Annotated in this window: 17 protein-coding genes; 8 read left to right on the top strand and 9 right to left on the bottom strand. The window is 71.5% G+C overall.

Features of this window, described 5'->3' with window-relative positions; all coding sequences use genetic code 11:
* The first annotated feature begins 30 nt into the window (after positions 1 to 30).
* Positions 31 to 525, top strand: a complete 495-nt coding sequence (locus WME95_RS15780) for a hypothetical protein (protein WP_437909179.1) — start codon at positions 31 to 33, stop codon at positions 523 to 525.
* Positions 526 to 663: 138 nt separating this feature from the next.
* Here WME95_RS15780 and WME95_RS15775 read toward each other — a convergent pair whose 3' ends face one another.
* On the bottom strand, positions 664 to 2877 hold the full coding sequence (locus WME95_RS15775) for an MYXO-CTERM sorting domain-containing protein (protein ID WP_437909178.1): 2214 nt from the start codon (positions 2875 to 2877) through the stop codon (positions 664 to 666).
* A 418-nt stretch (positions 2878 to 3295) separates the two neighbouring features.
* Here WME95_RS15775 and epmA point away from each other — a divergent pair, with 418 nt between their 5' ends.
* Positions 3296 to 4483, top strand: a complete 1188-nt coding sequence (gene epmA, locus WME95_RS15770) for an EF-P lysine aminoacylase EpmA (protein ID WP_437909177.1) — start codon at positions 3296 to 3298, stop codon at positions 4481 to 4483.
* The gene (locus tag WME95_RS15765) at positions 4480 to 5031 is read left to right on the top strand and encodes a hypothetical protein (protein ID WP_437909176.1); all 552 of its coding nucleotides are present in this window, start codon (positions 4480 to 4482) and stop codon (positions 5029 to 5031) included. The genes epmA and WME95_RS15765 overlap by 4 nt, the downstream gene beginning before the upstream one ends.
* Before the next feature lie 69 nt (positions 5032 to 5100).
* On the opposite strand, the gene WME95_RS15760 is transcribed toward WME95_RS15765, so the two are convergent.
* Positions 5101 to 5985, bottom strand: a complete 885-nt coding sequence (locus WME95_RS15760) for a hypothetical protein (RefSeq protein WP_437909175.1) — start codon at positions 5983 to 5985, stop codon at positions 5101 to 5103.
* Between the two features lie 193 nt (positions 5986 to 6178).
* On the opposite strand from WME95_RS15760, the gene WME95_RS15755 reads away from it, so the two are divergent.
* Complete coding sequence (locus tag WME95_RS15755; protein WP_437552667.1) at positions 6179 to 6571, top strand: DUF423 domain-containing protein; 393 nt, start codon at positions 6179 to 6181, stop codon at positions 6569 to 6571.
* Positions 6572 to 6598: 27 nt separating this feature from the next.
* On the opposite strand, the gene WME95_RS15750 is transcribed toward WME95_RS15755, so the two are convergent.
* The 4 genes from WME95_RS15750 to WME95_RS15735 all read right to left on the bottom strand — a co-directional run bounded on the left by WME95_RS15750 (position 6599) and on the right by WME95_RS15735 (position 12383).
* Positions 6599 to 9919: an efflux RND transporter permease subunit gene (locus tag WME95_RS15750; protein WP_437909174.1), complete on the bottom strand. Its 3321-nt coding sequence runs from the start codon at positions 9917 to 9919 to the stop codon at positions 6599 to 6601.
* A gap of 1 nt (position 9920) precedes the next feature.
* Entirely contained in the window at positions 9921 to 11189 is a 1269-nt protein-coding gene (locus WME95_RS15745; protein WP_437909173.1) for an efflux RND transporter periplasmic adaptor subunit, read from the bottom strand.
* A gap of 164 nt (positions 11190 to 11353) precedes the next feature.
* On the bottom strand, positions 11354 to 12238 hold the full coding sequence (locus WME95_RS15740) for a hypothetical protein (protein WP_437909172.1): 885 nt from the start codon (positions 12236 to 12238) through the stop codon (positions 11354 to 11356).
* A 40-nt stretch (positions 12239 to 12278) separates the two neighbouring features.
* Complete coding sequence (locus WME95_RS15735; protein WP_437909171.1) at positions 12279 to 12383, bottom strand: AAA family ATPase; 105 nt, start codon at positions 12381 to 12383, stop codon at positions 12279 to 12281.
* A gap of 194 nt (positions 12384 to 12577) precedes the next feature.
* Here WME95_RS15735 and WME95_RS15730 point away from each other — a divergent pair, with 194 nt between their 5' ends.
* From WME95_RS15730 to WME95_RS15720, 3 genes are all read left to right on the top strand, one after another.
* A complete protein-coding gene (locus WME95_RS15730) occupies positions 12578 to 13675 on the top strand; it encodes an IS630 family transposase (RefSeq protein ID WP_437905972.1) in 1098 nt (365 codons plus the stop codon).
* Positions 13676 to 13691: 16 nt separating this feature from the next.
* A complete protein-coding gene (locus WME95_RS15725) occupies positions 13692 to 13988 on the top strand; it encodes a hypothetical protein (RefSeq protein ID WP_437905973.1) in 297 nt (98 codons plus the stop codon).
* 456 nt (positions 13989 to 14444) lie between these two features.
* The gene (locus tag WME95_RS15720; RefSeq protein WP_437902938.1) at positions 14445 to 16187 is read left to right on the top strand and encodes a transposase; all 1743 of its coding nucleotides are present in this window, start codon (positions 14445 to 14447) and stop codon (positions 16185 to 16187) included.
* 466 nt (positions 16188 to 16653) lie between these two features.
* Here WME95_RS15720 and WME95_RS15715 read toward each other — a convergent pair whose 3' ends face one another.
* The 3 genes from WME95_RS15715 to WME95_RS15705 all read right to left on the bottom strand — a co-directional run bounded on the left by WME95_RS15715 (position 16654) and on the right by WME95_RS15705 (position 24176).
* Positions 16654 to 17856 carry an IS110 family transposase gene (locus WME95_RS15715; RefSeq protein WP_437909170.1) on the bottom strand — a complete coding sequence of 401 codons (1203 nt, stop codon included), beginning with the start codon at positions 17854 to 17856 and terminating at the stop codon, positions 16654 to 16656.
* Between the two features lie 741 nt (positions 17857 to 18597).
* A complete protein-coding gene (locus tag WME95_RS15710) occupies positions 18598 to 23061 on the bottom strand; it encodes a DEAD/DEAH box helicase (RefSeq protein WP_437909169.1) in 4464 nt (1487 codons plus the stop codon).
* Positions 23062 to 23678: 617 nt separating this feature from the next.
* Positions 23679 to 24176 carry a hypothetical protein gene (locus tag WME95_RS15705; RefSeq protein WP_437909168.1) on the bottom strand — a complete coding sequence of 166 codons (498 nt, stop codon included), beginning with the start codon at positions 24174 to 24176 and terminating at the stop codon, positions 23679 to 23681.
* 174 nt (positions 24177 to 24350) lie between these two features.
* On the opposite strand from WME95_RS15705, the gene WME95_RS15700 reads away from it, so the two are divergent.
* Entirely contained in the window at positions 24351 to 25214 is an 864-nt protein-coding gene (locus WME95_RS15700) for a helix-turn-helix transcriptional regulator (RefSeq protein ID WP_437909167.1), read from the top strand.
* The last annotated feature ends 5 nt before the right edge of the window (positions 25215 to 25219 follow it).

Raw genomic sequence — 25219 nt, 5'->3', positions numbered from 1 at the left:
AGCCCGCCTGGTTCTGCTAGACCAGCGCGCGTGAAAGCCCCGAAGACATCGCGCAACGCGTTGCGCCCCGCGCTCCTCCTGGCCGCGCTCGCCGCAGCGATCGTCGCCTCCGCCGCGAGCTGCAGCCGGCAGCAAGAGGGCGAGCCCTGCGAAATCCTGAACGGCAACGATGACTGCGCCGATGGCCTCGAGTGCATGGGCATCGGTCAGCAGCAGCAACAACATCGTTGCTGCAGACCGGATGAGATCACGCAGGTCTGCGATCCCAACCAGAACCCGACGACGAGCGGCGCGAGCAGCACGAGCGGCGCGAGCAGCACGAGCGGCACGGGCGGCGGCGGCGGTGGCACCGGCGGCAACGGGACGGCCGGGGGCGGCGGTACGGGCGAGGGCGGAAGCGGGGGCGGTACGGGTGGCGCCGATGGTACGGGTGGCGCCGGTGGTGGTGGTACGGGCGGAGGCGGGGGCGGCGCGGGTGGCGGCACCGGCGGCGCGGGCGGTACCGGCGGCGCGGGCGGCCGCTAGCGCAGCGAAGGCAGCCCCCGCATCCCACCCACAGAAGCGACAGGCGCGAGCGCTCCAAGCCTCGCGCTTGTGTCGGGGCAGGCGGCGCGCGTCGATGCGCCGCCCGCCGCGTGACGCCAGCGGCCTCAGGCCCTCACTTCAGCCCAGCTCGCGGCGCGCCCGCGCACGCCGCCTGAGCACGGCAGCTCCGGCGAGCGCGACCCCCGCGAGCGCCGTCCACGGCGCGACAGGCGCGCTCGGCTCGGCGGCGCGGCAAGCGCACCCCACGACCGTCTCCGGTTCGGGATCCTCGATCGGATCGGTCGGATCCGGCGTCGCGCCGCCCGTGGCGCCGGCGGGCTCCGGCTCGACGGGCTCCGTCGGATCGACCGGCGGCTCCAGCCCGAGATCTTCGCTCTCCACCGTCACGGACGAGGACGGACAGTTCTTGTGGCCGATCACCAGGTAGTACGTCTGCGTGGGATCGAACGGCGGATCCGAGGTCTCGTCGATGACGAGCTCGCCGTCCGTCTCCGTGATCCCCTCGACGCTGTAATCGTAGTTCGTGGCCTCCGGCAGGATCTCGCCCAGCGTGAAGCCGACGTGCCGGCGGGCCCTCACGTAGATGCTCCACTCGACGTCGCTCCCACGGTCGGGATCGAGCTCCACGGTGAAGCGGACGCCCTTCGCGGCCGGATCCGGCTTGCTCTTGAAGTGGAAGAGGCTCTGCAGGCTGAGCTGCGAGCGGTAATCCGCGCACGACGCCCCCGAGCCGAAGACCAGCGAGTCGATCCCGAACATGTTCGTCGTCTGCGACTTGCCCCCGGTCAGATCGAGCACCTCCTCGCAGTCGTCGAGGCCCCGGCTCTCGAGCAGCGCGTCGACGGCGCCGGCGTCCGCCTCCGTGAGCTCACCGGCGGTCACCAGCTTGCCGGTCGCCCGCTTCAGCGCCTTGGCGAAATCGCCGAACGAGGCGTTGGGGGTCAGCAGCGTCACCGTGCCCCAGACGAGCTTGTCGCCCACCTTGGCCCCGAATTTCTCGCGCAAGGACCACGCGAGGCTGCCGATCAGCTCGCCGTCCTCGTGCACCTCGCCCACCAGATCGCCGGGGCACGTCTTGGTGTCCTTCGCGAGGTCGCGCGCCATGCCGAAGGGCGCCAGCGTCGCCTCGCCGAGCGTGGAGTCGCCGTTCACTGTGCAGGCGAAATAGTCCGCGATGCCCTCATCGATGCTGCCGGCCCAGGGGGAGAGCCCGTATTCGTTGATCGCGAACTGGCCCCCATTGTAGCCGACCGCGTTGGCGGAGACGTAATGAGTGAACTCGTGGAGGAACACGTCAGAGTCGTCCGAGAAATCGAAGAACGAGCCCTGGCCGATGGCGATGAGGTTCGGCGCGCGGAAGGGCTCGCCCACGCCCTCTCCCGAGAAGAACGCGTTGTCCATGGGCCGGCCCGCCTCCAGCATGTTGGCGACCGCGACGAGCTTCCAGCCAGGCGCCCCCATGTCGATCTGGTGGGTCGACACGAAGTAATCGCGCATCCGGGTGAGGTGGTAATAGATGCCGACCTGCGCGAACTGGTCGTGCGCATCCTCGGCGCTCGTCGGCGGATCGTAGAGGAAGTCCTCCCCCGCGTTCGGCCCGACGCTCTGCTCCACGGTGAGCGGGACGCGGCCCGTGAGGTCGCCATCCACGTAATTCACCACCTTGAAGTTGCCGTTCCAGCCGCTCAAGGTCTGGGGATCCGCCGCGTCGAGGCTGGTGAGCTCGAGATCCTGGACCTCGGGCGTGACCGCCGAGCTGATGGGGTAAACGCGCCCTCGCGCGTGCACGGCCAGCGAGCGCCTGTGGACGAGCTTGCCTGTGTGCGCGTCGACGAGGTAGCGCTCCCCGCCGCGATCCGACCGGACATCGACGACCCAGACGAGCTTGCCGCCGGTCTCCGCCTCGGGAAACACCGCGAGCGCCGCGTTCGGCCGCTCCGCGAGCGTCATCCCGTAGGTCGCCTCGACCGCGCGCCGCGCGGCCTCTTCCCCGTGAGTCGGCGTCGTCGCGACCGACAGGTCCCGCGCCACGTCGAGCACCACGACCTCCGCGCGGTTCTCCCGGGTGAGATCGATCGCCACCGCGGCGCCGAGCACGGGCAGTCCGGCGTGGACCTGCCCAAACCGGACAGTGCGGTGATCGCCATCGACGAGCTCGCTCTGGTAACGCAGCGAGACGCCCTGGAGGCGGAGGTCTGAAGCGGCGTGCGTCAGCGCCGCCTCCGCCGCGCCTCGCGCGCCATCCGCGCCGCGGAAGGACAGCGCCGTTGCTGGCGAGCCCTTCGGCAGCGTGTGCCACTCCGACGCGGCGGCGGGCCCCGCAGAGGCCAAGGCTGCGAGTGCGGTCAACGGAAGCAAGAGCGGCAGTCGTCTCATGGGTTCATCTCTCCGGCTGGATTTCTGCTGGCTTTCTGCAAGCAGCGCTCGCGTGAGGCGCGGCAGGGCCGGACCGACGAGCGCGACCAACGTAACGAGTTGCGTTGGCTCATCAAGGAGAAGCGACGCGACGTCCTCGCGGAAAATCAAGGAGTTGTGGCCGCGATTGCCTCGTTACGTGACCTCCCTGGTCAACCTGCGTGGTATGTCTCCGGCACCTTCAACGCAGGCTCCCGTGGCTCTCTCTGAAACAAACACCTCCATTGGATTCCCGGCGACGTTCGCCCCGAGCGACATCGCCTCCGCCTGTTCCCCGTGCCCCCCCGGTCCCTCCGGTGCGCCGCTGCCCAGCAGGGTTCGCGTCGGCGGCCGCGTGCTCGAGGTCGCGGAGGGCGCGGTCGTCCTCGGCGACGCGTTCGGCGCGCTGCGCGTCGCGCTCGAGGGCGCGCCCGCGCCGCCGCTCGAGATCGGCGATCTCGCGATCGTCGAGGGCGCGCCGGCGCCGGCGCCGACCGACTGCGCGCTCGCGTCCGCGCGGCTCGTCGAGCGGATCGCGCCCCGGAGGCCGCCGCGGGCGCGCGCGGGCGCCGCCGCGCCGCCGTCGAGCGAGACGGAGCGCGCGATCCATCGCGGGCGCGGCGCGGCGCTCGCCCAGCGCGCGGCGGCGCTCGCCGCGGTGCGCGCGCTGTTCGCCGAGCGCGGCTTCCTCGAGGTGGAGACGCCGAGCATGGTCCCCTCCCCCGGGCTCGATCTGCACCTCGACGCGTTCGCGGTGCAGGCGGCGCGCCCGACGTTCCTGATCACGAGCCCGGAGTACCAGATGAAGCGGCTGCTCTCGGGAGGCGTCCCGCGCTGCTTCCAGCTCGCGCGCTGCTTCCGGCGCGGGGAGCTCGGGGACAGGCACAACCCGGAGTTCACGATGCTCGAATGGTACCGCGCCTTCGCCGGCGTGGACGAGGTGATGGCCGACACCGAGGCGATCGTGCAGCGCGTCGCGGGCGCGCTCGGCGCGGAGGGCACGATCTCGACGTCCGGCAAGCAGGTACGTTTGGAGCGGCCGTTCCCGCGGATCTCGATCGGCGAGGCGTTCGCGCGCTGGGCGGGCGTGCCCGCGGACGACGCGATCGCGCTCGCGTCGAGCGACGAGGAGCGCTTCTTCCGCCTGCTCGTGGACGCGGTGGAGCCGGCGATCGCCGCGCTGCCCCACCCGGTGTTCCTTGTCGACTTCCCCGCGCCGTTCGCGTCGCTCGCGCGGCTCAAGCCGAGCGATCCGCGGGTCTGCGAGCGGTTCGAGCTGTATGTCGCGGGCGTCGAGCTCTGCAACGGCTTCGGCGAGCTGACCGACCCGGTCGAGCAGCGCGCGCGGCTGCTCGCCGATCAGGCGGCGCGGGCCGCCCAGGGCAAGCCGGTCTATCCGATCGACGAGCGCTTCGTCGACGCGCTGGAGGAGGGGATGCCGCCCGCGGCGGGCAACGCGCTCGGGGTCGATCGTCTCGTCGCGCTGTGCCTCGGCACCGCGTCGATCGGCGACGTCCTCGCGTTCCCTCACGGCTGGCTGTGACCGGCGCGGCGGTCCCCGACGGCGACACGCGCCTCTCACCGGAGGTCCTGTCGCAGCTCGCCCGCAAGTACCTCACGCTCGCGGAGCTCCGGCGCGCGCGGGCGGCCGGGGAGCCGATCCCGGGCAAGGAGGTGTTCCGCGCGCTCGCGGGGGAGTTCCCCGGCGCGCTGAACGAGCTTGACAACCTGCCCTTCGACGAGATCGAGCGGCGCCGCGACGCGCTCTCACGGGCCCTCGCCGGGGGCCCGGAGGAGCGCTGGATGGCGTGGATGCACGGCTATCACGCGCTGATGCGGGCGGCGCTCTACGTGAAGATCCGCGTCGCGCGCCGTGAGGAGCTGTCCGACGTCGCCGCTGCGGCGCTCGCGGAGCGGGCGGCGAGGCACGCCGGCACCCCCGTCGACGTCGCGTTCGTGATCGCGGTCAGGTCGCCGCCGGACGGCCGGCTGAACCGTCTCGTCCTCGGCCGGCTCGCGACGACGTTCGGCACGTCGATGGCGGAGATCCGGGGAACGATCTTTCCGCGGCGGGGGGCGGAGGGTGGTTGAGGCGCCGCGCGCTCGGGTGGGCGCGCGGCGCTGGCCGGCCGAGCGCGCGGTGGGTGGCCCGCTGGACGGTCAAGAGGCCGTGGTAGTGAGCCACATCGACAGATCGTCTGCGGAGAGGTCGAGCACCACGTCGCCCACCTTCTCCGGGCCTTCTGCGTGCAGGCGCTCGTAGAGCCGGCTTCGCTCCTCTGCCGTGAGCCGGCGCCCCAGTCGCCGCTCGACCTGGTGCGCAAGCAACGCGAGGCCCTTTTCTAGCCCTTCCTTGAGCCCGGCCGCCTTGCCTTCCCTGTAAATCGAGTTCTGCATGACGATCTCCCGCGGCAGCAATGATTTTACCACATCTGCCAGGCCACGCTCACGCGTGTCCGCTTCGGCCAGGGCCACCATCGCCGCTCCGAGCTCCGCAAACTGACGCTCGCCGGAGCAGGCCCGGAGCTCCTCGATCACCTGGCTCAGCTTGCTGCGATCCGCATCCGCTGCCAGGGGCGCAAAGATCAGCCAAAACGGGCTGCCACGCGCTGCCAGCTCGGCCACCGTCCGCTGATAAACCGCCTCGATACGGAACTGCACGCCGGAGAAGGGCTCGTCCGATGACGATGTCCGATATGCGCCGTGCGTTGGCCACGGCGCTTCCCGGCCAGAAAGGACCACCACCACGCTGTCGATCGGCGTGGGTTGCCGAGCCGGGGCGCCCTCGTTCGCCCGCGCCTCGTCCGCCACCGCCAGCGCCGTCAGGCAATGGTACTCGAACACGCGGAACGGAATCTCGTCGCCCATCACCAGCGACCACTCTGCGTGGAGCAGCCGCCGCTCACCGCCCACCTTCACGGCGAGCGCCCGATCGAGCCGCCGCTGGCGGCCGGTGACCTGCGTGTCGACCCAGCCCAGCGGCTCGATGGGCCCGGCCGCGCCGAGCAGAGCGCGCGCGACGTCGTGCGGGAATTGCCGCGACACGTGGCGGAGGATCAGATCGACATCGTCCTGCTCGTCGTCCTGCCTCGTGTTCTCCTTCGGCGCCTGCGGCCTCGCTTGCCCATGTCGACGGACCGTCCTCCTGCACCTCGAACATCGACGCGAGCCCGCCGCAGTTGCGCGGACGCCGAGCGCCCCGTGACGAGCTCCGGCCATCGGCTAAGCTCCGCGCCCGATGGAACGTCTCTTCTTCGTGCTCTCGGGCGTTTACGGGTTCCTCGCGGTGGCGCTCGGCGCCTTCGGCGCCCACGGGGTCAAGGCGACGCTCGACGCGGAGCCGGACGGCGCGCTGCGCCTCTCCTGGTGGCAAACGGGCGCCCAGTACCACCTCGCCCACGCGCTCGCGCTGGCGCTCGCCGCCCACCTCGCCGCGCGCACCGGCGGCACGGCGGCGACCGTCGCCGGCTTCTGCTTCGCGGGCGGCGTGCTCCTCTTCTCCGGCAGCCTCTACGTGATGACCCTGACCGGCGTCCGCGTCCTCGGTATGGTCACGCCGCTCGGCGGGCTGCTCCTGCTCGCGGGCTGGGGCGCGGTGGCCGTGGCCGCGCTCGGGATGGCGAAGGGCTGAGGCCCCCGGCAGAGGGGGCCGCCGCGCCTACGTCGTCCTGCGCGCGAAGAGCCGGCCGAACCGCGCCGACGCGCGCTCGCGGAGGGAGGCCACGCGGGACCGGACCCGCCCCCAGCGCTCGCTGCGCGCGAGATCGTCGAGCAGCGAGTACGAGACCGGCGTGACGATCAGGGTGAGCAGCAGGCTCAGGGACTGGCCGCCGATGACCACCACGGCGATCGTCTGGCGCTCCTCGGCCCCGGGCCCCGTGCCCAGCCAGAGCGGGAGCATGCCCGCGACAAGGGCCAGCGTGGTCATCAGGATGGGCCGCAGCCGATCGCGGTTCGCCTGGAGGATCGCCTCCTCGCGCGGCACGCCCTCGCTCCGGAGCTTGTTCATGTGGTCGACCTGCAGGATCGAGTTCTTCTTCACCACGCCGAACAGCACGAGGAAGCCGAGCGCAGAGTACAGGTTCAGCGTGTTCCCGGTCGCCCACAGGCTGAGCAGCGCAAACGGCACCGACAGCGGCAGCGAGAGCAGGATCGTCACCGGGTGCACCAGGCTCTCGAACTGCGACGCCAGGATCATGTACATGAGCACGATCGACAGGAGGAACGCCCAGATGAACTCGCCGAACGTGCGCTCGAGCTCCGCGCCGCGGCCGCGCACGCTTGTCGTGTACGCGGCGGGCATGTCCATCTCCCGGGCGGCTCCGCGCAGCGCCTCCAGCCGGTCGGCGAGCGCGTAGCCGGGGGCGACGCCGGCGCGCAGGCTCGAGACCCGCTGGCGATCGAGCCGGTCGATGCGCGACGGGCTCCTCGCCTCCTCGATGCGCACCAGGTTGTCGAGGCGCACAAGGTCGCCCCGGAGCAGCGGCGTCGCGGCCGAAGGCGCCGCCGCGCCGCCAGTGCCGCCCGGCTGCGGTGCGGCCGGCGCGCGCGCCGTCCGGGGCACGTACAGGCGGCGGACGGCCGCCACCCGATCGCGATCCTCCTCGATGAGGCGCAGCTGCACGTCGTAGTTCTCGTTCTCGGCCTCGTCCCGGAAGCGCGAGACCGCCTGATCTCCGCCCACCATCAGGCGCAGCGCGGTCGCGATGTCCTGCGTGCGGACCCCGAGCTGCGCCGCGCGATCGCGCTCGATGAGCACCCGGAGCTCGGGCCGGTCGATCTTCAGCGTCACGTCGGCGTCCACGATGCCGCCGAGCTGCGCGGAGCGCTCGCGGAGCTCGTTCGCGTACCGCTCGAGCTGCTCGATGTCGGGGCCCTGGATCGCGAAGTCGATCTCGAAGTTCCCGCCGCCGATGTTGAACGACGGCACGTTGCGCACCGAGATCCGGAGATCGGCGTACTTGCGCAGCTTGCGCCGCACCTCCTGCATCACGTCCTTCTGCGAGGTGTTGTCCTTGAAGGCGCGCCATGGATGGCCGGAGAGCGTCTCCCGGAGCAGCCGTGTCAGGGAGAACGTGCGCTCGTCGTGCGGGGCGATCCGCACGAAGGCCTCGCCCGCGCTGACGCCGCCCACGAAGCCGCCGCCCGCGGTGGCGAGCACGCTCCGCACCCCGCGCACCCCGCGGACGTCGTCGCTGATCTGGCGCATCACGTCGTCCATCGCGCCGATGCTCGCGCTGAGCGGGGCCGTGACGCGGATCTCGAACTGGGCGTCGTCCGCGCCCGAGGGGATGTACTCCTGCTTCACGAGCCCGTAGAGCGGCACGGCCGACGCCATCACCAGCGCGCCCGAGACGGCCACGAGCGCCCGGTGCCGCATCGCGAACGCGAGGGCGCGCGTGTACCTGGCCTCGAGCCTCCCGTAGAAGCCCTCTCGCGTCGCCGCCCCGCCCCCGCCGCCGTGCGCTCCCGCCGCCCCTGGCCCGTGCGCGCGGGCGCCCTCCTCGCGGAGCAGGCGCGCGCTCATCATCGGGGTCAGCGTGAAGCTGACGAGCAAGCTCACGAGGATCGCGACCGTGGCCGTGATCCCGAACTGGAACAGGAACCGCCCCGAGATCGACGACATGAACGAGACGGGGACGAAGATGACGACGAGCGACAGCGTCGTCGCGAGCACGGCGAGCCCGATCTCCTGCGTCGCGGCCCTGGCCGCCTCGAAGGAGTCCATCTTCTTCTCCTCGACGAAGCGGAAGATGTTCTCGAGGACGACGATGGCGTCGTCGATGACGATGCCCACCATCAGCACGAGCGCCAGCATCGTCACGCTGTTCAGCGTGAAGTCGAGCAGCCACATCATGCCGAACGTCGCGACGACCGACGTCGGGATGGCGACGCCCGCGATGATCGTGGACCGCCACGACCGCATGAAGAGCAGGACGACCGCGCACGCCAGGATGCTGCCGAGGACGAGGTGCACGTTGATCTCGTGCAGCGCCGTGTAGATGTAGCCCGACTGATCGCGGATCACCTCGAGCCGCACGTCCTCGGGCATCTGCTCGGAGAGCTTCGCCAGGTTGGCCTTCACGGCCTCGATCACCGCGACGGTGTTGGCGCCCGACTGCCGCACGACGTCGAGGACGACGGTGGGCTTGCCGTCGAGGCGGGCCAGCGAGCGCTGCTCGTAGGTGCCGTCCTCGGCGCGGCCGATGTCGCGCACCCGGACGGGCCGCCCGTCGACGGTGGCGACGACCAGATCGTTGAACGCGCCCGCGTCCTCGATGCGGCCCATCGTGCGCAGCGTCCGCTCCTCCTCCTTCCCCGTGACGTTCCCCGCGGGGATGTTCGCGTTCTGCTGCACGATCGCGTCGCGGACGGCGGTGATCGGCAGGCCGTACGCGGCGAGGCGATCGGCGTTCAGCCAGATCTTGATGGCGCGCTGCTGCCCCCCCACGACGCGCACCTCGCCGACGCCCGACGAGCGCTCGAGCTGCACCCGCACGAGCTTGTCGGCCACCTCGGTGAGCTCCCGGATCGAGCGATCGGCCGAGAGGGCGATCGACATGACCGGGGTCGAGTCGTTGTCCTGCTTCGCGATGACGGGCGGATCGGTGCCCACGGGGAGCCGGCGCAGCGCCGCCTGCACGCGATCGCGGACGTCCTGCGCCGCCGAGTCGATGTCCCGGTCGAGGTTGAAGGTGGCGACGACGACGGAGGTGCCGCTCGTCGAGATCGAGCGGAGCTCGGCGATCCCCTCGACGGTGTTGACCGCCGCCTCGATCTCCTCGGAGATCTCCGACTCGACGTCCTCGGGCGCGCCGCCGGGGAGCGTGGTGCGGACCGAGACCGTCGGCAGGTCGACGGCGGGGAAGCGATCCACGCCCAGCTTGGAGTAGGCCACGGCGCCGACCACCACGAGGGCGAGCGTCAGCATGGCGGCGAAGACGGGCCGCTGGATGCAGATCCTGGCGAGCGCTTGCACCCTAGCCCCCTTCCACCACGCGCACCGGCTGCCCTTGCTGGAGCGATCCGGGCTTTGCGACGACCGACTCCCCCACCGCGACGCCGGACACGATCTCGATCCGATCCCCCGACGTCTTTCCGGTGGTGACCTGCTTCTCCTTCGCCTTGCCGTCCTCGACCGTGATGACCTTCGCGAGGCCGGCGAACCGGACGACGGCGGTCGCCGGCACGGTCGGCACCGGCCTCGCGCTCACGACGATCTGCGCGCTGACGAGGCTCCCCGGCCGCAGGTGGCCGGGGTTCTTGATGTCGCTCTCCACGAGCAGGGTGCGGCTCTGCGGGTCGAGCGCGGGCGCGAGGCGCGCGACCGTCCCCGGATAGACGGCGCTGTCTCCCTGGAGGGTCACGCGCACGGGCTGGCCCGCGCGCACGCTGGCCGCCTCGAGCTCGGGGATGGCCACGCGCAGCCGCAGCGGGTCGATCCGGACGACGTCCACGATCGGCGCCCCCGCGGCGAGGTACTGGCCGACGTTCGCTCTCCGCACCTGGACGACGCCATCGAGCGGCGACCGCACGAGGGTGTCGGCGAGCTGCTGCCGCGCCATGCGCAGCTCGGAGCGCCGCTGGCGGACGGCGGCCTCGCGGATGCGCACCTCCTCCCGCGCCGACTGCACGGCGGTCTCCGCGCGGACCGCCGCCGCCTCGGCCGCGTCGAGGTCCATGCCCGACATCAGCCCTTCCCTGGCGAGCCCCCGCGCCCGGACCTGGTTGGCCTGCGCTTCCTTGAACGTCGCGAGGGCCTGCCTCACGACCGCCGTGCCCTCGATATCGAGCTCGCTGTCAGGCCCGTCCGGGGGCAAGCCGAGCTGGGCGCGGCTCTGCGCCAGCGCGGCCGTGGCCTGCTCGATGCGCAGCTCGTAGTCCCGCGCCTCCAGCTGAGCGATGACCTGATCCCGCTGGACCGGGCTCGCCAGGTCGACCGAGATCGAGGCGAGGCGCCCGGCCACCTTGGCCCCCAGCGTCACCTGCTCGTCGGCGTCGAGGGTCCCCGAGATGTCGACGGCCTGTTCCATGACCAGCTCCGTCACGGGGGCGAGCGTCACCTCCTTGACGCTGGCCGCAGGCTTCTCCGCCTTCGCGCCGCCGGGCTGGGACGCTCCCTGATTGCACGCGAGGCACTGCAGAGCGGCCGCGAACGCGACCGCCGATGTCCAGAGCACCCTTGGCGGGCCGGAGGCGCGGTGACGGGAGTTTTCGGGCTGGCGAAGCTCGGGAAGGACAGTCCACATGGCGGCGGCCTCAGATGACCAGGAACGCCCCCCCGAGCGCGTGTTCGCCGCAGGATACTGACGGCATCAGGGTTGGAGCGCAACGTGCGCTCGAGCACGCCGCAGCGGTGTCCGCTTCGCGAAAGTGGCTGGGATCGGGCTCTCGACGTGTCGGATCGCTGCCGTCAGGTCGATTCAGGCTCAGGCTCAGGCGCTGCCGGTGTCGGGCTCGATCCGGTCGTCTCGGGCTCATCCTGCTTCACTGCGCGCCGACGCGCGCGGGCACGCGCGCTCGATGTGCGGAAGAGCGCGAGCAGCTTGCGCTCGTCGCGGTAGACATAGCGGCCTGCGGCGCGGATCTCGTCCATGGCCTCGCGCAACCACCAGAAGGCGCGATTCCGGAGTGCCATCGCGGCGTCGCCTCCGGGATCGACGGCGCGCTCCGCCGTGCCGCTGCCGAGCGCCGCGGCGAGCTCACGGGCGCGCTCCGGGGCGCGCTTCGGAAGATCGGCCCTGGCCAGCGCGTCGCGGTGCTGCTCGAGGAGCTCGGCGAGCTGGCTCAGATCGCTCACCAGGTCGGCGACGCCGGTGCCAAGGAGGATCCCGTCGACGCGCCGCTCCACCTCCTCGTCCGCCGCGAGGAAGTAGCGGAGCGCCGCGATGGCGTCGCGCTTGAGGGCTTCCGCGTCCTTGCGCTGCGCGCGCAGCTCCGAGGAGAGCGGGAGCGTGCGGACCTCGGTCCAGGCGGACTCGGCGGCGGCGAGCAGGTCGCGCCGGGCAGAGATCGAGGTGCCGACCTCCTTCGAGAGCCTGCTCTTCTTGTAGATCTCCTTGCCGAGCTTGCTCAAGGCGACCTCGAGCTCCCGCGCCTCCTGCAACGTAGTGGAGACGGGGTGGTCGATCGGCGCCTCATAGGCAGGATCTAGATCGAGCAGCTCCTGCCGCTGGGCGGCCGTGAGCGTCGACTTCTTCTTGCCGCCGCGCTGCGGCTCAGCGGAGGGCTTCTCGCCCTGCGTGTCCGCGTCCGAGGCGGCCTCGGTTCGTGACTTCTTCTTCTTTTCGCTGGCCATTGGCGTGAGCGTACGGCAGCTCACGCCATGCGGTCGAGCGTCAAGGGCGCGTGCTGCGCCGGCGGCCTGCTGCGCGGAGGAGCGAGCTCAAAATCGAGCGCTGCCAGCGCGGGTGCAGATGATTCTCAATCTCATCGAACCGCATGATGACCTAGTACAGCGTTCCCCAAGTTCGTCCCTGGATCCGAGGTGAGCCAGCCGAGCCCATCGGGGTCGTGCGCGGCCAGAGCGTGGCGAGCACGCGCAGCGCATTGAGTTCTGCGAGGCGAGGTTGCCGGGTCACCTGCGATCGCATGCGTTTTTGAAGCCCTCGGCTCGGGGCAGGTCCCACGCGCGTAGGTGCCCCGAGCTCGCGCAAAAACCGTCCTGCTGCCCGCGCCGCTGCGCCAGAAGCTGCAGCAGACGGCGCGTTCGCCCAAGACCTCGCAGCGCGAAGCGCAGCGTGCCCGGATCGCGCTCCTGGCCGACGAGGGATGGAGCAACGAGCAGATCCAGCGTGCCGTAGGCTGCGACATCAAGACGGTGCGCAAGTGGCGCAACCGGGTCGCAGCGATCGCGGACGAGGCGGTGCTGCAGGACAAGCCGCGCACGGGCCGACCGCCGCGCGTGGCGACCGCGGTGCACTACGAGCTCATCAAGCTGGCCTGCTGCCGCCCCGATGAGCACAAGGTCCCGTTCGAGCAGGTCTGGACCCTGGACCAGCTGGCCAAGGCCCTGAAGCTCGAGACCAAGGTGGAGCTGAGCCGCACCGAGGTCTGGCGCGTGCTGCAGGGAGCCAGCCTCCGACCGCATCGGGTCCGGCTGTGGCTGCACAGCCCGGACCCGGACTTCCGGTCCAAGGTCGAGGTGATCTGCAAGCTGTACCTGGAGCCTCCCGCAGGCGCGACCGTGCTGTGCGTCGATGAGAAGACCGGCATGCAGGCGCTGGAGCATCGGTTCCCCATGCAGCCGTGCCGCAGCCGAAAAGCCGCACGCCGGGAGTTCGAGTACCAACGCCACGGCACGCTCACGCTGATCGGCGCCTTCAACGTCAAGACGGGCGAGGTGGTGTCGCGCTGTGGACCGACACGCACCGCCGCCGATCTGCTCGCGTTCATGGACGAGGTGGCGAAGCGCTACCCCACGGGCGAGGTCTACATCATCTGGGACAACCTCAACATCCACCACGGCGCCAGGTGGAACGAGTTCAATGCGCGGCACGGCGAGCGCTTCCACTTCGTCTACACGCCCATCCACGCGTCGTGGGTCAATCAGATCGAGCTGTGGTTCAGCATCCTGAGCCGTCGGGTTCTCAAGCACGCCTCCTTCGCCTCCGCCGAGGAGCTGAGCCGGTGCGTGCTCGGCTTCGTGCGCCACTGGAACGCGCACCAAGCCCGGCCCTTCCGCTGGAAGTTCCGCGGCCAGTGGAGGGCGACCTTGCCATCGTACGCAGCCTGAGCTTCCGTGCGGGCCGATGTCCAAGCCGCACGCCGCCCCGGAGCACGCCGCCGCGGTCCGCTCCTACCTCGAAGCGCACGGACTGCCCCACCTGAGGGCCCGGAAGTACGGGCAGCTGGTGATCATCGAGTCGGGTCCTGAAACCGACCCAATCGCGCACGCCAGACTGCGCCGTGACACCGTCCACCTCTGGACGCTCGAGATCGCAACCCACACCGGCAAGTGGGAGAAGACCGGCTTCCGCGGCCTGTGGCAGGACTTGCTCAAGTTGATGATGACCGACTTCCCCTGGACGCTCGCGCCTATCGAGTAGCTGGCCCGGCGCTGACGTTGCGCCGCCGGCGTTGCATCGACGGCCAGCGACGAACTCGCCTTGTTCGTAAGCCCGGCCGGCTCAGCTCGTAGCGGGGCTGGCACATCGCCGATCCAGGGACGAACTTGGGGAACGCTGTACTAGCCTGGATTTTCACCGAGATAGTTCGCCTAACGGCGCAGCATGAGGCCGGCCCTCCGGTTCGGTAATCGAGGGACACGGTTTTACGCCGAACGGCGTGAGACAGACAAGCGGTGGCATCAAGGATGCCGTGAGGGAAAAGGGTGCGCTATGGGCGAATTTCTCGTCCGTCAGCCTCTCCCCCTCAGCGGACGCAGCTGATGCGCCGGCAGCGCCGATCGACCTTGAAATCCAGCAGAAATCGGCTTCATCGCTTCTCTGCACCGCTCTTCTCACCTTGACGTGATGCCTTATGTGTGGGTCACGTTTTTTACGATGAGCGCACCAACTGCCCTAACTGACCCCGCCCGCTTCTTCCTGGCGCCCACCCAGGCGCGGCACCGCCAGTACGAGGCGCTGCGCGCCTACTTTGTGGAGCGTCGCTCGAGCGCCGAGGTCGCGAAGGCCTTCGGCTACACTTCCGGCTCGTTCCGCGTGCTCTGCCATCAGTTCCGGCACGATCCTGACCGTGCCTTCTTCGCCGAGCCGATGCGCGGCCCGCACGAGCAACCGAAGAAGTCCCGCGCCCGGCGCCTGATCATCGCGATGCGCAAGCGCAACCTGTCGATCTACGACATCGCCGAGGAGCTCCGGGGCCAGCACATCGAGCTCAGCCCCACGGCCATCACCGAGGTGTTGCGCGAGGAGGGCTTCTCCAGGCTGCCGCGTCGCAAGGACGACGAGCGCCCCGCCAGGACGCGCCCCGAGCGCGCCAGCCGCGCCGATGTCCGCGATTTTCAGCTCGTCCCTGCGACGTTCGAGACCCATGTCGGCGGTTTGTTCGTGCTCCTCCCGCTGCTCGTCAAGGTGGGCCTTGATCGGCTCGCCGACGAAGCAGCCCTGCCTGGCTCGAAGGCGATCCCGGCAGCCCACGCGCTGCTTGCAGCGCTCGCGTTGAAGCTGACGTCCATCGAGCGCAAGAGCCACGTGATGGATCTGGTCTTCGACCAAGGCCTGTCGCTGTTCGCGGGGCTCAACGTCATCCCGAAGACGACCTTCCTCGCGCAGTACTCCGATCGCCTGGGCCGCTCCAGTTCGGTGCGACTGCTGCGCGGCTGGCTCGAACACCTGCGCGCGCATCTCGCGCTCGCGGGCGCGTCGTTCAACCTCGACTTTCACGCCGTTCCCTTCTTCGGGCAGGACGAGTTCGTCGAGCGCCACTACCTTTCCAAGCGCAGTCGCCGCGACAAGGCCGTGCTCACCTTCATCGCCCAGGACGCCGACACCGACGTGCTCTGCTACGCCAACGCCGACCTGCGCAAGGGAGAGGAGAGCGATGAGGTCCTGCGGTTCGTCGACTTCTGGAAGAAGGCGCACGGCCAAATGCCCCCGCACCTCGTGTTCGATTCGAAGCTCACCACCTACAAGAACCTGAGCCGCCTCGATGCCCAGGGGATCACCTTCGTCACGCTGCGCCGCCGCACGGATGTCCTCAAGCGCCACGTGCTGAACGCTCCGGCTGCAGCCTGGCGCCGGGTGGAGCTTGATGTACCGCACCGCAAGTTTCGCAACCCCAAGGTCCTCGACGAGACGATCCGGATGGGCAGGGACTATCCCGCGCCGATCCGCCAGATCTGCGCGCGCGATCTTGGTCACGACGAGCCCACGGTCCTGCTGACCAACGACACCCGCTCGACGCCGCGCACGATCCTCGAGCGCTACGCTCGGCGCATGCTGATCGAGAACAACCTCGAGGACCAGGTCCACTTCTTCCACGTCGATGCGCTGTCGTCTGCGGTGGCCATGAAGGTCGACTTCGACGTGACCTTGACCGTCATCGCCACCGGTCTCTACCGGCTGCTCGGCAAGCACCTGCACGGCTTCGAGCACGCCAAGGCGCGGCAGATCTTCCGCCGCTTCCTCGACACGACGGCGAGGGTCGAGGTCAGCCCGCAGCGCGTTCACGTGCGCCTCCCTCGTCGGGCTCACAACCCGATGCTGCTTGAATCCGGCTTGCTCGCGACGCCCGTCGCTGTCCCCTGGTGGGGAGGAGCTTCGCTCGAGGTCGCGTTCGCTTGACCGCCGTCAGTGGCCTTTATGTTAACCGATCTTCTGCTGTGAAAATCCAGGCTAGAACACCGACGATGAGGCAACCCCGAGGTCAAGGGCTTTAGCGCTCTCTTTCCGCGGCTGACCGGCTTCGAAGCGGCAGCGGTAGCGCTCGGCGTCGTCAGTGCAGGTCGTTTCGGCATGGACGTCTCCCTTCGCCCTGGTGGGCGTCGTTACGGTTGTGCTGGAGCGCCGCGTCGCGTCCGCAGGAGCGAGCTGTGGCTCAATCGACGATCCGCATTCACAGGCCGGCGGTTGCCCTGGTGGCCTGGATGCAGGCTGGGGTCCGAAACGGGATCGTGGAGGCGCAATCTATCAAACGGCGTGTTCTACCCAGAGGCGGATCACCCTCGGTGTTCCCGCGCTCATCCACGTAGCCCTCTTTCACGCTCCCAACGTGGCGCGCTCGTGGCGCAGGTCCCCCGTGTGGGGGAAGTCAGTGCATCGAGGCCCTCCTTGAGGTCGAGCTCGGCCTCGATGGAGCCGCTGCCGTGGCGGCATTGAGTCCCTTGTCGACGGACCGCTGCCGGCGGCGCGCCTTGACCGTGGCTCGCTGCAAGGCGTGCGCCTGCTGCTCGACCGACTGCGCCTGCAGGCGCAGGCCCTTGGCCGAGGCAGCCGCTGCGCTCTGCGCGTCGTAGAGCGTGCCGTCGCGCCACATGGCCCACAGCACCCCCGACAGCCGCCGCGCCAGCGCCACGACGGCGATGTGGCGACCCCGGCGTTCGGCAATGGCGTCTGCCCATCGACGCAGTGGGTCGTCGCCGCTCTTGTTCTTGTGCCGCAGGATAGTGTGCGCGGCCTGCGTCAGCAGCATGCGCACGTACGCGTTGCCTTGCTTGGTGATCGAACCCAGCCGCCGCTTGTCGTGCCCGCCGGAGGTGTCCTCCAAGGGAACCAGACCCAGGTAGGAGGCGAGCTGGTGGGCGTGGCGAAAGCGCTTGGCTTCGTCCACGACCGAGACGAACGCGGCAGCGACGACCAGCCCCACGCCGGGCGCCGTGGTCAACCGCGCGATCACCGGCTCGTGGGCGCACAGCTGCTCGAGCGCGGCATCGACCAGCGCGATCTGGGGGTTGAGCACCTCCAGCGCGGTCACCAAGGGCCCGACCAGCTGACGGGTATCGGCTGGCAAAGAGGCCTCGCTCAGCCGCGCGAGAAAATCCTCGGTCATGCATGTCGCGACCTTGTGTCCGCAGGCGCGCAGGATGCCGCGCACGGTGGTGACATACTGGGCCCGCGTCTCGACCAGCGCGCGTCGCACGGCCAGCTGGTGGCGTATGGCTCGCCGGTGGGGCGACAGCACGTGAGCGAGCGGAATGCCCCCGCGCTCGACGGCGCGCGCCAGCGCCTCGGCATCGAGGCGGTCATTCTTGCGGCCGTGCTGGCCAACGCCGAGCTGACGTGCTCGCGTGGTGTCGACGACCAAGACGTCGTGGCCCCAATCGCGGAGCTTGTCGTGAACCACCCAGGCCTCGCGGCACGCCTCGAGCGCCACCCGGGCCGGCGAGGACGACGGACCGAGGACGTCCTGAAGCGAATCAAACGAGCGGACCGTGCGTCGCAGCGCCACCTGCCCGCCCGCTACCTCGCAGAACGAAATCTCGTTGACCCCCAGATCCAGCGCTACACTTCGCATGGCTGACCTCTCCTGGGCCCCCGTCGACTGCGTCTTCGAACGCGTGGGGGTGCCCGCAGGCAACCCTGCAGGCGAGAGGTCAGCCATCTTGCTTGCTGCTCCGAGTGGCTCCTTCTTGCGCGCTGCTCTCCGGAGCTTGGAGCCCCCGCCGGAGGCCTCCGTCCGCCCGTCGCCCGCAGCTTTGTCCGGCTGGAGCGCGCAGGGGGAGTCAAGGGCGGCCAAGCCGGCGAGCTCCGCTCGCGAACCCTTGACGCCCCCGAGCACTCCAGCACGCTCTGCTGCTGCCGATGGGCCGACCTCCACGGTGCAGCGGGCTGTCTTCGCAGGCCCCGCCGCGCGGACACGTCGAGCAGACGCACGGGTCGGTGCGGTCGGCATCGTGGATCCAGGCTCCGCTTGGGTTGCCTCATCCCATCTATCCCGTTCAAACCCGGAGAATTTTCACAGGGAGGCGGGGAGGCGGGGAGGAAGAAAGAATGAAGTTCTTTCTCTTGCCGTCTCTCGCTCCCCGCCTCCCCGTCTCCCTGTGAAATTCTTGCTTTTTCTCGTGGTTTCAACCCGTTTGTCGCTCTAGTTCCGCCTGCCAGGAGTCCGGCCAGAGATCGGGAGAGAGAATTCAACGCAAAGGCGCAAAGGCGCAAACGAAAGAACAATTGTCGTGCATTTTTGCGGCTTGGCGTCCTGGCGCCTTGGCGTTGAATTCTCTCCGCTGGCGAGGCGAGAAGGCTGGGGCCGCCGCCCTCACATCGCTGCTCCCGCGGCAGCGGACATCGACTGTCCCGGCCCGCCAGGCGCGGCCGCGGCCACGGGCAGGAGCGGCACGCCGTCGCGGTAGATGACCACGTTCCCGAGCGCAGCCGGCACCCGCGGCCCCGGCGTGACGATGCCGACCAGGTTCAGCGGGTCGCACGCCGAGAGCTGCACGATCTCGCCGGACAGGGGCTCTCGCCGGACGGCGCGGAGCGCGTCGAGCGCCTCGGGCAGCGCGAAATGCTCGCCAACGAAGCCGGCGACGAGGTGCCCTCCCCGGAGCTGACCCGCCATCTCGAGCCGCCGGTAGACCCGGAGGAGGTCGCGCCACGCGGGCGGCCGCGGCTCGCGCGCGAGCAGCTCGCGACAGACCACGCCGTAGCGGCGGAGGTACTGGTGCGCGAGCGCCTCGACGACGTCGGGGCCCTCGGCGCCCTCGCCGACAGCGGGCGCGAACGCGTCCGGCCGCGATCGCAGGAGCGACCACCTGCCCGACGCGACGGGGCCGCCCCGGCGCGCCCCGCCGCGCAGGCGGCCCGCGCCCAGCGCGACGGCCGCGCCGCCGCCGAGCAGCGAGCGCAGCGCCGCGAAGCCGTCGCCGGTCACGAGCCCCGCGGCGACGAGCTCCCAGAGCGCCTCCTCGACCTCGTCCCGGGAGCGGCCCGCGCCGCCCGCGCTGCCCACGCCGACGGCGAGGTCGTCGAAGAACGACGCGCCCGCGCGCGTCAGGAACGACAGCACGCCCTGCGCCGCCTCGGAGAGCGACGCCGGCGGCGGCGCGCCCTCGGCCTCCCGCGGCGCGAGGAGCCACGGGAGATCGCGGCGCAGCGCCAGCGTGATCGGCGCCGCGCGCGTGGGCGCCGCCGCGTCGCGCGGGACCACGCGGCCCCACGCCACCTCGCCGGACAGGCAGAGCGCGTCGAGCAGCCCCTCGTCGTAGCCGGCCACGCGCGCGGGCAGCACCGCCTGCTCCCACGCGCCGGCGGCGAGCTCGAAGCCCTGTAGCTGCTCGATGACCCGCCCGAGGCCCCCCGGCCCGCGCGCCTGCGTGCCCGGCCGCACGCCCTGCCACGCAAGGAGGAACCGGAGGAGCTCCGCCGCGGTCGCGGGCTCGATCGCCTTGCGCAGGCCGGTGACGGTGCGGCGGTGGATGCGGGCGAGGAGATGGCGGTCGCACCACTCGATCGACGGATCGCCGCCGCCCGCGGCGGCCTGCGCCGGATCGCCGCCGCCCGCGGCGGCCTGCGCCGGCCGCGAGGGCGCGCTCGGCAGGAAGCGCCCGCGCAGCGCGCCGCCGGCGAGCTCGATCCGCGCGAGCGCGGACAGCGCCTCGTACGCGGGCACGTCGAGCCGCGACGCGAGATCCTCGGTCGAGATCGGCCCCGCGGCGCTCAGGAAGCCGCGGACGAGCGCCGTGATCGCGGCGCCGCGATCGACCGCCCCGGCGGCCCCGCGCACGGCGGGCGGCACCGCGACGTCGGGCGCAAACACCGCCTCCGGCCAGATCACCTCGACCAGCGGCCGCCGCTCGGTCGCCACCCAGCGCGGCGCGCGCGGCACGCCCGCGCCCGGAGCGGCGCCCACCTCGGCCGCGCGCCCCGCGGCGCAGAGCGCCTCGAAGTGCCTCGCGAGGCCGCTCCGGATCCCCTCCTCCGCGGGGAGCGCGACCCGGTCGAGCAGGAGCTCGTGCAGCTCGTCCGCGTCGCGCACGTCCGGCCGCGCCTCGGCGACCACCTCGGCGACGACCTGCGGGTCGAGCCCGCCCAGCCGCTCGGCGACCTCCGCCGGGAGCCCGCGCCGCACCCGGACCGCCCTCGCGCGGCGCTCCTCCAGCGGGGCGTCGTCGAGGAACGCATAGGGGTTCGCGTTCAGGATCTCGTGGGAGAACACGCTCGGCTCCGGCGTGTCGAGCGCGACGACGCGGATCGCCCCGCTGCGCAGGCCGACGAGCAGCGCGCGCAGCCCCTCGACATCCATCAGCTCGGTCAAGCAGTCGCGCAGCGCCTCGCGGACGAGCGGGTGATCCGGCGGATCGACGTGCGCGAAGAGCCCGTGGTTGTCCTGGCAGCCCTGCTGCTCGGGGAAGATCGAGAGCAGGAGGTCGTCGGCGCGCATGCGCTGGAGCGCCGGAGGCACCCGCCGGCCCCCGCGGAACCGGAGCAGCGCGAGCGCGCGGGACGCGGCCCAGCGGAAGCGCGTGCGGAACATCGGGCCCTGGAGAGCGGCCTGGACGAGCACCTCCTCGAGGCCCTCGGGGCGGACCAGATCGAGCACCTCCTCGATCGGGATCCCGTGCTCCGCCGACAGCGAGAGCAGCACGCCGTCGTCGGTCGCCGCCGCCTGGAGCTCGAAATCGAACGAGCGGCAGAAGCGCTTGCGCAGCGCGAGCCCGAGCGCGCGGTTCACGCGGCCGCCGAGCGGCGTATGGACGACGATCTGCTGCCCCCCGGCCTCGTCGAAGAAGCGCTCGACCACGACGGTCGCGCCGCCCGGGACCGCGCCGAGCGCCGCGCGCCCCGCCTCGATGTAGTCGCGCACGAGCAGCGCCCCGCGCGCGTCGAGCGCGCACGCCTCCATGAGCCAGCGCGCCGCCCGGGACCGCGCCGCCCGCGCTGCCTCGCCGCCCTGGCCCCGCTCGGCCGCCGGCCGTGCGCCCTCGGCCCGCTCCTCGTCGAGACGCGCGGCGACCTCGGCGCGGAGCGCGGCGACCTCGGCGGAGAGCTCCGGCGTGCGCGCCGGCGCCTCTCCGAGCCAGAACGGCACCGTCGGCGCGGCGCCGTGGGCGTCCTCGACCCACATCTGGCCGCCCTCCAGCCGGAGCACCCGCCAGGAGGTGTTGCCCAGCAGGAAGACGTCGCCCCCGGACGACTCGATCGCGAAGTCCTCGTCGAGCGTGCCGACCTTGGTGCCGTCGGGCTGGAGCACCACGTCGACGGCCGCGATGTCGGGGATCGCCCCGCCCGAGGTGAGCGCCGCGAGCCGCGCGCCGCGCCGCCCGCGCAGACGGCCGCCGATCGCGTCGCGGTAGACGAGCGACCCGGCCCGCTGCCGCGCGCCACGGGCCGCGGACGCGCCGTCGTCCGCCGCGGCGGCGCCGCCCGAGACCATGGCCACCACCGCGTCGAAGTCGCGGCGCGAGAGGCCTTCGTAAGGCGCGGCCCGGCGGACGAGCGCGTAGAGCCCCTCCTCGTCCCGATCCTCGCACGCGCACGCGGCGATGATCTGCTGCGCGAGCACGTCGAGCGGCCCCTCGCGCGACGTCATCCGATCGAGCTCGCCGCGGCGCGCGGCGCGCACGATCGCCGCGCACTCGACGAGCTGGTCGCGCGTCAGCGGGAAGAGCCGCCCGCGCGGCGTCGCGGCGAGGGCGTGGCCCGAGCGGCCGATGCGCTGGAGGGCGACGTTGATCGACCGCGGCGAGCCGACGAGGCAGGCGAGATCGACCGCGCCGACGTCGATGCCGAGCTCGAGCGACGCGGTCGCGACGACGACCCGGAGCTCCCCGGCCTTGAGGCGCCGCTCGGCCGAGAGGCGCCGGGCCCGCGAGAGGCTGCCGTGGTGGGCCGCCACGACGTCCTCGCCGAGCCGCGCGCCGAGCGCGTGCGCGACCCGCTCGACGAGGCGGCGCGTGTTGACGAACACCAGCGTCGATCGCGCTCCCTCCGCGAGCGCCGCGATGCGGTCGTAGATCTCGGTCCACTGCTCGTGCGTACAGACCGCGCCGAGCTCGTCGCGGGGCACCTCGATGGCGAGATCGAGGTCCCGCCGCTGCCCGACGTCGACGATCTGGGGCAGCTCGCGCGCGCCGGCGACGAGCCGGGCGGCGATCTCGATGGGGCGGACCGTGGCGCTGAGCCCCACGCGCTGCGGCCGGGCGCCGCCCTGGCCGACCACGAGGTCCTCGAGCCGCTCGAGCGAGAGCGCGAGGTGGGCGCCGCGTTTGTCGCCGGCGATCGCGTGGACCTCGTCGAGGATCACCGTGCGCACCCCGGAGAGCGCGCGCCGCCCCGACGCGCTGGTCAGCAGGATGAACGCCGACTCCGGCGTCGTGACCAGCACGTGCGGCGGCCGGGCCGCCATGGCGCGCCGCTCCTGCGCGGGGCTGTCGCCGGTCCGCACGAGGGCCCGGATGCCCGGCGCGGGCAGGCCCGCCGCCTCCATGGCCGCCGAGATCTCGGCGATCGGCTGCTCGAGGTTGCGGTGGACGTCGTGGGAGAGCGCCTTCAGCGGCGAGATGTAAAGGACGTCCGTGCGGTCCTCGAGGGCGCCTCGCGCCGCGTCGCGGACGAGCCGGTCGAGGCAGAAGAGGAAGGCCGCGAGCGTCTTGCCGGCGCCGGTCGGCGCGCTGATCAGGGCGTCGCGACCGGCCGCGATGACCGGCCAGGCGCGCTCCTGGGCGGGGGCGGGGGCGCCGAAGCGGTCACGAAACCACCGATCGACGACGGGGTGAAACATCCCGTCGAGGGTAGCCCGCCGGGGGGAGAGGCGAAAGCGAGAGGGGCGGCGGCTGGCGTGCGGGAGCAGCGCCAGGCGAAGGCCCGCGGCGACCTGGGCGAGCGCTCGACGAAAGAAATCGACAGATGCCTGTCGGGTTCTCTTCTGGCCTTCCGGATGAAGGGGTGAAGCGCGCGGAGGGCGGGGTGAGATGCCCCCGAGACCGCACATGCTGCCGGAGCGAGGCTCACAGAGGCCTGTCTCCAACCCCGAGAGGAGAGCCCCGATGTCTACCCCCTCGTGCGCCTGGACGGCGACGCGAAGGCGGCCATTCACCTCGACGTGAAGCGCTCGGACATCGATATCAAGCTCGAGGGGAGCCGGGGCCCGCTCGATTTCGACCGCAGGTCGCTCAACAAGACCATCAACGCGCTGCTGGACGCCGTTTCAGCGCGCCGTCTTCGACGCGGAGTCCGGTCAGACCTGGTCAGAGTGGGAGTTACGATCATGGCCATCGAACATTGGGGCGAGTGGGCACTTGCCTTCGTAAAGGCGTTTAACCCCCCACCCACCGCAAAGGCGGTTGGCCCCCCTACCCTACCGTGCCGAATCTCCCCGAGCTCTGACGCGCGGCTGCGTCACACGCGCCGCTGGCTGCCGTTCTGCCAGGCGATGAGCGCGAACCAGACCATCATCAAGATCGACGCCGGCGCCAGCACCGTCGGGGGCAAGAAGGGCGAGACGAAGCTGTAGGCGAAGAGCCAGGCGCCGGCGGGGACGCCGACGAGCTTCACCGGCAGCGAGGCGGCGCGCGACGCCGTCACGATCCAGATGCCGGCGAAGATGTGGGCGCCGAGCCGCACCGGATCGGCGACGGCGTGGGGCACGTCGTTGAGCGCCATCACGCCGGTGGTCACGTCGAGGAACAGCCAGCCGTAGCCGGCCATCCGCGCCCACTCCGGCGCGCGCAGGCTCGGGACCAGCGCGAAGACCGCGAGGTGGAAGGCGAGCCCCGGGTACTCGGGCCACCGCGCGCCGGGGGCGACGGCGAAGCTGACCATGACGGGGGCGAAGCACAAGAACGCGGCGCTGGCGGCGACGCGCGGCGAGCATGGGGCGGCGGACGATTCCTGCATTGCGTGGGCTCCTCGCTATCGAGCGCGAGCATGCGGTCCGACCGCGGCGTCGTCTTGGGCTTCCTTGCGCCATTGCGCCAACGTTGGCGCGCGCGCGACCGCCAGCGTCGTTCTCGGGCGTTCGTGCGCAAACTCCGGAGAGCGCGACCGCTGGCGTCGGTTTACGCTCGGTGGATGCCTAGAGACGCCGCGCCCGTGCGCACCGAGCTGCGCGCCTACGCCGACGTGCCCGGGGTGCGCTCGCTGCTCGTCGACGCCGACGAGCGGCTGTGGTGCGCGGTGAAGGAGACGTACGCGGTGGCGCTGATCCATCGCGGGCACGCGGAGTTCTGGTCGCGCCGCGGCGGCGTGGCCAGCGCGCCGGGCGACCTGCACTTCGACGCGCCGGGCAGCGTGCACAAAGATCTGCGGCGCGACGGGCCGGCGCGCTTCCAGATCGTGACGTTCGACGTGGCGCTGGTGCGCGAGCAGGCCGAGCGCCGCGGCCTGCGGCCGAGCCTCTCGCTGCGGGTGCCGCTGCTCGAGCGGCGCCATCCCGATCGCCGACCGTTGCTCGCCCTCCACCGTGCGTACCGCGGGCGGCCCGATCCGCTCACGCGGCAGGTCGTCGTGGCCGAGGCGCTCGACGCGCTGGTGCGCCAGCTCGACGGCGCCGCTGCGCGGCCACACGCCGGCGTGGCGCGCGGCCGCCTCGGGCGCGCCGTCGAGCTCATCCACGCGCGCCTCGGCGAGGCCCTCTCGCTCGACGAGCTGGCGGCGGCGGCCGGGCTCGATCGCTACCAGCTGTGCCGTGCGTTTCGCGCCGAGCACGGGATCCCGCCGTACACCTACGTGCTGCGCATGCGCATGGCGCGCGCGTACGCGTGGCTGGCGGCGGGCAGGCCGGTGAGCGAGGTGGCGAGCGCGCTCGGCTTCTGCGATCAGAGCCAGCTGCACGGCCATTTCCGGCGCGCCTTCGGGATCACGCCCGGCGCCTTCGCCCGCGCCGCCCGCCGTGGCCACGCGCCGCTCGCGCCGCTCGCGGTGGTCGAGCGATAGGCCAC

The organism is Sorangium sp. So ce327 (genome assembly GCF_051530205.1).
GTDB lineage: Bacteria > Myxococcota_A > Polyangia > Polyangiales > Polyangiaceae > Sorangium > Sorangium cellulosum_B.
Note: the sequence above shows the minus strand (reverse complement) of the source record. Positions and strands in the feature narration are given on the sequence as shown.